The sequence below is a fragment of the Anaerobiospirillum sp. NML120511 genome (genome assembly GCF_023050955.1).
In the GTDB taxonomy this organism is placed as follows: Bacteria; Pseudomonadota; Gammaproteobacteria; order Enterobacterales; family Succinivibrionaceae; genus Anaerobiospirillum.
Map to the genome: position 1 here is coordinate 35,835 of NZ_JALKIK010000016.1, position 12,053 is coordinate 47,887.

3 protein-coding genes are annotated in these 12,053 nt (G+C 50.5%); all 3 read left to right on the forward strand.

Annotated features, from left to right (window positions below):
- Positions 1-262: 262 nt before the first annotated feature.
- The 3 genes from MXE39_RS06175 to MXE39_RS06185 all read left to right on the forward strand — a co-directional run bounded on the left by MXE39_RS06175 (position 263) and on the right by MXE39_RS06185 (position 11,656).
- A complete protein-coding gene (locus tag MXE39_RS06175) occupies positions 263-8,647 on the forward strand; it encodes an autotransporter domain-containing protein (RefSeq protein WP_246977607.1) in 8,385 nt (2,794 codons plus the stop codon).
- Between the two features lie 892 nt (positions 8,648-9,539).
- The gene (locus MXE39_RS06180; RefSeq protein ID WP_246977606.1) at positions 9,540-10,463 is read left to right on the forward strand and encodes a flagellin; all 924 of its coding nucleotides are present in this window, start codon (positions 9,540-9,542) and stop codon (positions 10,461-10,463) included.
- Positions 10,464-10,711: 248 nt separating this feature from the next.
- Complete coding sequence (locus MXE39_RS06185) at positions 10,712-11,656, forward strand: flagellin (RefSeq protein ID WP_246977605.1); 945 nt, start codon at positions 10,712-10,714, stop codon at positions 11,654-11,656.
- The last annotated feature ends 397 nt before the right edge of the window (positions 11,657-12,053 follow it).

Sequence of the window (12,053 nt, forward strand, 5' to 3'; positions counted from 1 at the left end):
CTGCGCAGTATCTCTATTGATTGACTGCTGCCGCGACAGGGGTAGAAGGGCATATCAGAGCCACATGCGCTTACCTGGCCGCAGCCCGGCTGCCGCCAGTGGTCAGGATACATTCTTATCAGAGCCGGAACTGCCAGACATTGAGCAGACTGCCCGGTCATTGGACAATTAAGGCCTGCGCCAGCCTGAGCGCTGTCGCAGCATGGTAAAGAACCGGATGCCGCCGGATTTACCCTCTCCATAAGTGTTGAGATTTCAAAATATGAAGCAAACAAATTCCACTATCACTTTCCTGACAGCACAGTACCGTGCTGTTTTAAGGGATGCCTATCTCAAGGGTCTGGCTTCAACAGCAATTCTCAGCACAGCTGCCCTTGCGTCCGTCTACTCATCAGCAGCGGAGGCTGCACAGCCTGCAGATCTTAATGACCTTGAGCAGCTTCAGAAGCCGGGTGACTACACCCTTGACAGCGGCAGTGGACCTAAAGATCTTCAGCTATACAAGAAGCTCGACTGGCAGGGAAATCTTACTGTTAACAGCAGCGTAAAAGGCAACCCTCATAAGATTCGCTCGTTTGCCGAAGGTTCTGACATTACTGGCAATGGCTCCCTGACCGTTAAGGGTAATGGCGCGGTTCTGGCCATTGGCGAGCCTCCAGGCAACTACGAGTTCAAAATGAATATCGCCAAGGTCGATGTTCAGGAGGGCGAGATCCGTCTGCGTGCCGGATTCCACCCTAATGCAAATGCACAGCTGGGCGCTGAAAACATTACTATTGGTACAGGTGCTGGAAACAAGACTGCAATTGTCCATGTTGCCGGCATTTATGACAATGGCTCAAAGGCCATACTTGGTCGAGAAGCCTCTGGAACCACAGCAGCCTCCCAGATCAATCTCAAGTCTGGCGGCATGATTCTCATGAATGGTAAGACTGCTGAACAGGCTGTTTTGCAGGGCAAAATCACCTCTAATGGAGGAACCATTTCTTTTGCCGAGAATCCTGGTGTTCAGGACTTCAATAATAACGGTACCATCAAGGCTACTGGCGAGCTCAACAACGTCACCATAAAGGTAGGCGCCGCCAGTCATAAAAGCACCGCTGTTTTTGATTTTGACAAAACCCTGGAAACTCTTCCAGGCAGCGATTCTCACCTGAAGATTTCATCAGGCGAGATTCAAATTGCCGGCTCTACCTCCCAGTCAAAGGCCAGTCAAGTTCATATTAAGAATGGCACGCTTGAGCTCGGTCAGGACGTAAAAATCACTAATGGTGGCGTGCAGAATGCCCTCATTACTATTGGTGATGGAAATGGTCAAGATGAGGCAAGATTACGTGCCGGATGGAAAACTGTCCATGAGTTTGTAAATACCAAAAACTATGACACTGGACCAGCAAATCATAACAGTACTATCCATATTCAGAGCGATGGCGTACTGGAGCTAAGTACGGCCAATGGAAAGCCTGTATCACTCAATACTTTTAAGTTTAACAATCAGAGACAAATGGCTCAGATTCAGCTCAGCGATGGTGCTACCATCGCAGCTGACCAGATGCTTGTTGACAGGCAGTTAAAAGCTGGATCTGGTACCAGTGGTAATTGGACTCCTGGAGATGCTCTTCATCTCAAGGCCAATACGCTGGTGCTCAAGGAAAGTGGTGCTGCCAATATTGACTATAAGTTCAAGAAGGCCATTGTAAAAAATCTTGATCTTACCGCATCTGGTGATACCACATTCAATCTTAAGAACAAGATTGATTTTGTAAACACTTCTGAGACACTAAATCCTTTTGGAAAGGATCTGAAGAAGCCTGTTGTCGCTGGTAAGGGTTCCATTAATAGGGCAGTCAAGCTGGAAAATGGCGGCAGTATCAATGTTGCAGCAGGAGATATTACTGCCCAGGGACTGATTGAGGTATCAGGTGGTGACCTGACTATTGGAAGCAGTACTCCTTCTGACGAAGCCAAAGGTGTTAATGCCAGTCTGAAAGCTCAGGGCGGAATGAAGCTGTGGAACACCAAGTCCACAACCATCAAGATCCACGGAAACGGCGAGCAGGAGATTGCTACAAAGGATACAAACTCTTTTGTAAAGTACCAGTCTCATTCCAGCCTCGATCTCACCAGTGGCACTCTAACCGTTCAGGGAAAATCTGATAAACAAACTACCTTTGACATCCAAAACGGCTCCCTTAAGCTGAGTGCTAACAATGCTGCTGAGCTGCTCAACACTGATGGTAAGCGCAATAATTCAGGCGCTGCTGTGTTCCTTGGTGGCAACGCCTCCATGGAGATTGCTGGTAACCTTCAGGGCAAGCTTGAAAATGGCAAGCAGCAGGGCCTTTCTGTTGACAAGATTCAGGCAGCTGCCAATGCTGCAGCTGTGGCTACCGACACTGTAGGATTATCAGGAACTGGCAATACCATTGCTGCAACCAATATCCATCTGCAGGGTGACAGCCTTGACCTTGGTAAGGGTAATACCCTCAAGTCCACTACTGACTTGAAGCTTGACTCCAAGACTACTGGAAAGAGAGACTTCACTTTAACCAACGGAACTATGGTGGTTGGCGAAGAGCTCAGCTCAACCAATGGCGTAAATAAGCTCATTATTGGCAACAATAACGGCTCCGCTGCATCTCTTGAGCTTGGCTTTGCTGAGCGCGAGAAGGATCAGTTTGGTCAGCTTACAACTGATGGTGCTGCAGGCAAGCTGGGCACTGTTTCTTCAGAAACAGGCGGCGTGACCACAGATATCGTACTTAACGGTCTTTCAGCTGATCAGATGGCTGCTCTTAAGGTCAAATATGGTCACTGGACTGCCCAGAATATTGATGCCTCAAACAAAGGTCTGATTGAAGTCAGCTCCGCTCTTGGCGCCGGAGAGACTGCTGCGCCTCAATACAGTGGCGGTGCTCCTGTACTGAGTGCTAATACTGTCTCTCTTGCAGACGGATCAAAGATCAATGTCTATGAGCATGGTGCACTTGATTTTGAAAAGCTCAACATGACTGGAGGCACCATTGACTCAAAGGGCGACATGAACTTTGATGAGATGCTGGTCTCAGGAAACAGCAATATCGCTGGCACTGCAGATATAACAACCCAGAAGGCAAACCTCACTGGTGGAACCATAGCCGCTGGAAATGACTTCATTTCAGCAGGCTCTGATTCAAACGTTATAAGTGGGACAACCTTAACTGCCAACAACGATATTGAGTTAAACGGTGGTGCTGAGGTAACCAAGGGCGTTATTAACGCAGGCAATGACCTCACTGTAGGCGGGAAGTTTACGGTTAACAGTGGCCTTGACAGCCATCAGGGCCCATACCATATCAGTGCCGGTAAGGATATCAATGCTCATGACATGGAGGTTCTGGATGGCAAGGTACACGCAGGCAATAACATCAATGCCAGCGGCACCCTGTCTGTCAGCGGTGGCACCGTAGCTGTTGAAAAGGATATCAGCGGCGGCACTCTTGCCTTTAACGGCGGCAGCACCGAGGTAAAGGGCAAGGCTACAGCAAAGGGTGACTTTACCATTGGCGGTACTGCGGACCTTAAGGTCAGTGGTGACGGCACTGCCAGAGACTTTGTTATCAAAGGCGGTAAGGCCACCTTTGGCGGCAAGATTGCCGCTGCCCAGGGACTGCGTGGCAATGGTGGTGAGCTTACTGCCGCTGGCAATATTGAAACCGGTTCTGTGACCCTTGATGGTGGTACCGTCGGTACCTCGGGTGATCTGCTGGCTTCTGGCAATGTTGCTCTGGGTGGCAGTTCGGCTCTGAATGTATCTGGGGCGGCCAATGTGTCGGGTACCTGGGCTGCTCTGGGCGGTAAGGCCAGCATTGGCAAGGATCTGACCATTGCAGGGTCTTCTGCCATTATGGGCGGTGAGCTTAAAGTCAGTGGTGCTATGAACGCAGCTGATATCAAGGTCGGCGGCGGCAAGGTTGAGGCCGGTAAGGGCCTTAAGGCTCAGAATGTCACCATCAATGGCGGTGAGTTCAAGGTAAGTGGCAGCTCTTCAGCTAAAGAGCTTAATGTCAGCGGTGGTCAGTTCTCCTCTGCTGGCAAGCTTGCCGTAAACAATATGACCATGAACGGCGGCAAGGTTGATGTGACCTCTGCTGGCGGTGCCGGTGGCACTGGCGCTGTTGCCGGTGAGCTTACTGTGGACAATTTCTCCATGTCCTCAGGTACTCTCACTGTTTCAGGCACCATGATTGCCGGTAAGGCACCTGCTGGTACTGCTCAGGATGATCTGAGCAAGTATGGCTTTACCACCACTGGTGGTGACATCAATATCAATGGCGCCAATTCAAAGCTTGAGCTTGGAGCTGAGGCTCTCAGGGATCTTGAGTTCAATCATGAGATCCATGGTAATAACGGTAATGAGCACCCTGATGGCTGGCAGGGCGGCGAGATTGATCCTAAAAACAAGTACACCAACAACATCTCTCTAAATGACGGCGCCACTGTCAAGTTCAATTTTGACAGCAAGACTGCCATTACCAGCGCTGATCTTGAGAAGCTCAAGCAGGAGTTTTTCAAAAATCCTGACAAGATTCAGGACGGTACCATTGACCTGGGTGGAGCCAAGGTTGAGGGACTTGATGATATCCTGGGCAAGGGCGATGTTGACTGGCAGAAGCTTAAGGTATTCATAGCCGATCTGGGCCTTGAGGGCGTCAGAAATGATCAGCTGGCCGCCTCGCGTCTGGTTAACATCAAAGCCGGTGAGAAGGTGGTGGCTCATGCCGGCTCCATGGCTGTTGACGGCAACAATGTATTGCTGGGCAATGGCTCACTGAACAAGGCATCATCCAACAGCGGCAACTTTATATCTGACCGCAATAAAGGTGGTAATGCTCTTGCTGATGCTGTGCTCGATTCAGGAGCTACTTTCGAGTTCAACAATGGCGGTAAGCTCAACAACATTACCCTGACAGCCGGTACCAGGGATGATAAGACCAATCTGGTTATTGGCGGTGACAGCAGTACTGTTACTTCCATCAACAAGATTCAGGGTGGGGATAACAGCAATGTCTTTATCAGTGCACTGACCAAACTGGCTCAGGGTATCGATAACGTCGACAAGCTGGTTGTTTCAGCCAAAACTGATGTTGGTGGCAAGCTTTCCAATGTTGACAGTATGACTGTTGGTCCAAAGGGTGATCTGACAGTTGCCGGCGATCTCGAGAAGGTCAAGGATATCGTAGTTGCCAGCGGTACCATGTCTGTTAAGGGCAATATCAGCGGTACTAAAACTCTTACAGCTGCCAATGCCACACTGAAGCTTGATAATAAGCTCGATTCAGTGACCACAGTTAACGGCCAGAAGAGTGATATCACAGTCAATGGCGGTATCAGCAACACTGACAGACTGAACATGTTTGATGGCAGCACTCTGACAACAGTCAATGGCGGCCTTGATAATGTAAGACAGTTTGGTCTGAGTCAGTCCAAGGCTGATATAGGCGGTGACATCAAGGGATCCACCAGTGTAACCATAGCTGAGAACAGTACTCTTAAGACTGCAGGCTCGATGGTTAACAATGCCAATGTATCCTTTAGCAGTTCTGCAGCTGAAATTGGTGGAGATATTAAGAACTCTTCCTCACTTACAGCTCTGTATGGCAGCAAGGTCAATGTAGCCGGCTCATTAGACAAGGTGAATACCATTGGTCTTGACGGCTCTGCTGCTACTGTGGGTAAGGATATCAGCGGCTTTGATACCCTGGTTGCTCAGAACAGTGACCTTACGGTATCAGGCAGCATCAGCAGCGGCACTGAGCTTTCTTTAGCTGGCGGCAAGGCCTCAGCAGGCAGTATTGATGCAGTTAACAAGGTAACTGTAGACAAGGGAGCCAGACTTGAGGTTGGTAAGAACATCAATGGCTCTTCTATGGTAACCATAGCTGCCGGGTCAAGCCTCAACGTCAAGGGTGATGTCCAGAATGCTGACTTCTTTGATGCCTCTGGCCATGTCAATGTAACAGGTACCCTGCAGGCTAATACCCTTACCGGAAGTTCAACAGCAGGAGCAGATGGCAAGCCAACAGCATCAATTCAGGCTGCTGCCCTGGACATTGGCGGAGCTGCAGGCGCTGCCCGAACTGTTTACAGTGGTGATCTCAAGGTCACAGGCAAGGCCTCTTTTGCCGGCGATACTGTGCTTTCAGGCACTAATGAATTTGGTGAACTTGATGCCAGCAACAGTATCCATCTTGCCAAAGGCAATACCACAGCTGGCAAGCTCCATCTTGCCCCTGGTGCTCAGGCTCGCCTGGGCTCCGATGGCAAGGGCGGCACTGCCCGTATGGTCATTGGTCAGGCTGATCTGGCCGGTGGTACTCTGATAGCCGATCCTGATTATGGTGAGGCCGCCACCATTATTGCCATGAACACACTGGGCAGCGCAGCATCAGCACCAGGAACGGGGCCTGATGCCGGTGGTGGTCAGGGCGGCAATCCTGATGGTAACGCCGGTCAGGGCGGTAACGGCGGCCAGCCGGTACAGCCTGGCCAGCCAGGCCAGCCAGGCACTGGCGGCCAGGGCGGCAGTCCTGCTGCCCATGGTGCTCCGGCCAAGCTGGCTGCAGCCGCAGCTGCAGCTGCTGCTGTTAATAGCGCAGGCGAGCTCAATGGTACTGTGGTAGCTCTGAAGAACTCCGTAGTAGCAATGGGCACTGAGGCCAAAGATATTGACGGTATGGTCAAGGAGATTGAAACTGCCTTTGCTCCATACTTCAAGAACGGTTCACTTCAGGATCCTTCTGTGGTTACCGGTCCTTCCGTACCTCAGGATCCATCAGCTCCTCAGGACCCATCAGCCCCTCAGGGACCGGACTCTGCTGGCAGAACCGCAAACAGTGGTGCTGTGGGAGCCATTGCCTATGTGGCCCGTCCGATTACTCTGAGCAGCGGCAGCAAGATCATTGTTGATGCCGGCCGCAGCTATGAGCAGTACCAGGCTGCAGATGCCGACTACAAGGCAAAGATTGCAGAAAATGATATTTATCTGGACCGCAATTCGGCTCTGGCCATGAATAACAGTGCAGTTAACAACAAGGAAACTGCAGCCATTACCTTCAAGAAGCCTGATGCCAGCATTTATGCCCGTGAGGACGCCAAAATCCTCATTGCCGGCAGCACCTTTAATCCAAATGGCCCTGTCCGCCTCTTTGAGGATGAAAATGGCAAGGTTGATCTGATCACCGAGAACGGTAAGCCAGTCAAGGTAGAGTCGGTAAATGGTCTGTTTGAGGCTCCAAATGGCCTTGGCCCTGGTCAGGTTGATGATCTCATTCTGACTGTCAACCCAACCGTTGCTCAGAAGAGCTTTACTGATGTTTCTCAGCCGGTACGCGATACCCTGGCAGCCTATGGCGGCTTTGATAATAATCCTTCACGTCCACCTGTACACGGTGATGCTGCCCCTGGTATACGCTACGATGCTGACAAGCAGCAGTTCCTTGATGACAAGGGTAATGTATTAGCTGCAGGCAAGTACGTACCGGTTAAGAATGCCGATGGTACTTACAGCGTTTACCATACAGCCAATAACCCTCTGCTCAATCAGGTCATAACCTCGACCAACTCAGGTCGTGATGCTGAGGCTGTAGCCCGTATGTCCGGTCTGGGTGGTGTCCACAATGTCACTCTGGCTGCCTCAGAGGCTCTTACCGGAGCCGTGGCAGCTCGAGCCGGTATGAATAACGGTGATGCAGACAGCGCATCTGCAGCCAGTGCACGTCCTGCAGTTCCTTGGATCAATGACAAGCGTAATGTCACAGCTTCAGCTGCAAAGACTCGTGGTTCAGTGTGGCTCACTCCTGCCTACGAGAAGATTGATGGCTCAGGTCTGAGTGCCGATGACAAGTCATATGGCAATGACATCGAGCTCAATGGTCTTACCGCCGGTGTCGATGTCAAGGTACATCCAAATGTCGTAGTGGGTGGTGCAGCCAGTGTAGGCACAGCTGATGTCAGCTCCAGTGATCTGGTATCTGGTGTAAGCAACGACAGCAAGTACATGGGCCTTGCAGCCTATGCCCGTTACAGCCGTGGTGACACAGCCGTACTGGCCGATGCCTCATACACAAAGACTGATAACGATCTGTCCACTGACACTGCCCTTGGTAAGGCAACTGCCTCGGTTGACAGCGAGGCCGTGTCTTTAGGCGTCACTGCCCGTCATAAGATGAAGATGGGTGATGTTGAGGTAACTCCACATGCCGGTCTGCGCTACACCCGTGTTGAGAGTTCAGATCACGATGTGCAGATTAATGGTTCTACCATTGCCTCGTCCACAGGAGCAACTCAGAATGTGGTATCCATACCTGTAGGTGTGACCGTTTCGCGCAACATCAAGCAGGGCACCTGGAATATCAAGCCTTCGGTTGATCTCACTCTCACCGCCAACGCCGGTGACAAGTCTGCCGGTACCGAGGTCAAGTGGCAGGGGGTTAACAACCTCACTACCTCACTTGATACCCAGGCTGCCGATGACATCACTGCCAGCATCAGAGCCGGTGTAAACGTACGCAATGGCCGCTTTGCAGCCGGAGCCGGTGTCTCCTACACAGCCTCGGACAACATCAAGGACCTGGCAATCGAAGCCAACGCCCGCTACGACTATTAATGCCCAGCCGGACGGTCCATGCCGCCCGGCTGCCAGCTTCACCAGCAGCAGTCGTCCGCAACCACTGCTGCAAAAAAAGCCAGGCTCACTGTCCGTCCCATTACAGCATTACACCACGTCATGCTGTAATTGGGCATGAGGCGGCATGACACATGACACATGAGACATGAGGCATGCTCCATGGTCCATGATCCATGGTGCCGCCAGGGTCGCGCTGTAGATGGATGCCGCGCATTCTTCGGCTGCCACTGGTCACAAGGCCGAAGTTCAACTTTATTCATCAAGGTTATCAGGAGCCGCACAGCTGCTTCTGAGGCCTTGCTGCGCCCTTAGAGTTCGCAAATTTCAAACATGGCACCATATCCATGGCTATACTCCATGCCCGTAAAGAGCTCGATTGGACAAGCAATGAAATGAAAAGCAATACAATGCAATTCAATTCAATTCAATTCAATGCGTGCTCTGATCGGCAGGAGTCATACCGGACATCAGCGTAAATTTATTGGGCACGCTTCATTGGCATATGAGGGGCTATGCAAAATGTGGCGAGGAATGCCAACAAACTGACTAACTGACTGTATTACTGTAATTACGATACAGGGATCACATACATAGTGTATGTAATTGTAAGTAATTGCATTTATTGACATCGATATTATTGAACGGGCTTAAAGATTTAAGTAAGTGCTCGAAAGATGTAAAGCCTGTAAATAAGGGAAATCATGGCTCTAACGTCATGTTTATAGCTACATATTTGAGCATGTTGGCAAATAAATTGCATTTATTTGATAAATCTTATACTTAACCATGCCTTGCGCTTATTGGCCCATGGGCATGACTTCCAGATTTTCAGGCCCATAGGGCCGATTTAAATCCCATTTTGGAGATAAGTATGGCCCTGTACGTTAATACGAATGTCAGCAGCATCAATGCTCAGCGCAAGCTCAGTAATGCCACTTTAAGCCTTAATACCAGCTACCAGCGCCTCTCTTCAGGCCTGAGAATCAACTCTGCCAAGGACGACGCAGCCGGCCTCCAGATTTCCGACCGTCTGACTTCACAGATCAATGGCCTCAACCAGGGTAACCGTAACACCAATGACGGCATCGCTCTGGCCCAGACCATTGAAGGTGCCCTGGACGAAACCACCAACATGCTCCAGCGCATCCGTGTGCTGGCTGTACAGTCTGCCAACGGCACCAACTCTGCTGCAGACCGTAAGGCTCTGCAGGAAGAGGTAACCCAGCTGTCCCAGGAAATTACCCGTATTGCCCGACAGACCACCTTTGCTGGTCAGACCATTCTTGATGGCGCCGGCCAGGGCCTCATTCCAGCCAACGGCAAGCTCACATTCCAGGTAGGCGCCAACGCAGGCAACACCCTGGATCTTAACTGGAACGATGCCTTTAACTTAAGCGGCATCGCCGACCAGGCCGGTATTCAAAAAGCCAATCAGAAAAACACATTCGGATTTACAACAGTAAAGAACGATAAAAATAAAAACACCATTGTCTTTACTATTTCTACTGCTTCACGTGCCACTTACGTACTTGAGAACATCGACAAGCTTATCCAGGCAGTAGACTCCAAGCGTGCCGGCCTTGGTGCTTTACAAAACAGAATGGAAAGCACTATTCGTAATCAGGCTAATATCTCTGAAAATCAGTCCGATGCCCGCAGCCGCATAAGAGACACAGACTTCGCCTCTGAGACCGCTGCTCTGACTCAGAACAATATTATCCAGCAGGCTTCTCAGACTGTACTGGCCCAGGCCAATCAGCGACCAACCATCGCTCTGAGCCTGCTCGGAGGCTAATGAACATTTATAACAGGGCTATCCCTGTTGTTTTAGCCTTTTAAAGCTTATTCCCTGATTCTCTGATTTTGATATCAGACTGCAACGCTCCAGGCATTTTATGCCCGGGGCTTGTTGCGTTTATGGGCAAGTCATCCTTTTGGGATGGCGGTGCTGCTTTGAACGCTGAAAATTAAGAAAGAAAGAAAGAGAAATGAAAGAATAAGGCCCCTGGTCCTTATTCTGTAAAATGATTTAGAGAGTATATTATGGCTTTATATGTTAATACGAACGTCAGTTCCATCAATGCCCAGCGCAAACTAAGCAATGCCACTCTGAACCTGAATACCAGCTATCAGCGTCTCTCATCAGGTCTGAGAATCAATTCTGCCAAGGACGACGCAGCCGGCCTCCAGATTTCCGATCGCCTGACCTCACAGATCAATGGCCTCAACCAGGGTAACCGCAACACCAATGACGGTATTGCCCTTGCCCAGACCATTGAAGGTGCTCTGGACGAGACCACCAACATGCTCCAGCGCATCCGCGTGCTCGCCGTCCAGTCCGCCAACGGCACCAACTCAGCTGCTGACCGTAAGGCCCTCCAGGAAGAAGTAACCCAGCTTTCAGCTGAAATCACCCGTATTGCCAAGCAGACCACCTTTGCTGGTCAGCTGGTTCTCAATGGCAAGTACGATGCTCAGAACAATAAAAACAGCCTCATTCCAGCTGATGGCAAGCTTACCTTCCAGGTAGGCGCCAATGCTGGCAATACCCTGCAGCTTGACTGGGGCAACGAGTTCACTTTAAGTGGCATTGGTAAGCTGGCCGGAATCCAGGATGCTAACATAAATGCTACAGGTGATAAGGGACTGGTAAAGTCTGGTGCTGGTGCTAATCAGGTTGTTCGTTTTGGTGTTTGTACTGCCGAGGTGGCAACCAAGACTCTCGAAAATATTGATGCCCTGATTCAGGCTGTTGATTCCAAGCGTGCAGGTCTTGGTGCTTTACAAAACAGAATGGAAAGCACTATTCGTAATCAGGCCAATATTTCTGAGAATCAGTCTGACGCCCGCAGTCGCATAAGAGACACAGACTTCGCCTCTGAGACCGCAGCCCTTACCCAGAACAATATTATTCAGCAGGCTTCTCAAAGTGTACTTGCCCAGGCTAATCAGCGTCCAACTATCGCTCTTAGCCTGTTAGGCAGGTAACAAAGCAGATATATCTCTATCTTTATCATCCACGGCGGGGGCACCCCGCCTTTTTTAGCTCTATACATATCAATTAAAATCGATTTGACTGGTACAGGGGGATTGGGAGCGTTTATGCACATACAGGCAAGCGTACAGTACAGCACTCAGAGCAGAGCGGCAGCAGCCGTCTGCGCGGCCAGGTATGTCGTATAGACCTTTTTACGTGGGAGCAACTGATCGAATGCACACATGCATCAATGGCGCTTTTAAGGAATTGAAGCAAGGTCTGGGGTAAGAGCGTGCATGAGAGCAGCAGTGCAGGTGCTGACCCCTGAGGGGCCTTTGAGTTGGGAAAAGTACCTTTGGCTGTCACCTGTCCCATCCTTTGGATGGGAACTTCACAGCGCTGGCTCTA

What these genes read in the sequence shown, in the direction of transcription:
- MXE39_RS06180 (WP_246977606.1), top strand. Translation starts at nt 9,540, where the DNA reads ATGGCCCTGTACGTTAATACGAATGTCAGCAGCATCAATGCTCAGCGC.
- MXE39_RS06185 (WP_246977605.1), top strand. Translation starts at nt 10,712, where the DNA reads ATGGCTTTATATGTTAATACGAACGTCAGTTCCATCAATGCCCAGCGC.
- MXE39_RS06175 (WP_246977607.1), top strand. Translation starts at nt 263, where the DNA reads ATGAAGCAAACAAATTCCACTATCACTTTCCTGACAGCACAGTACCGT.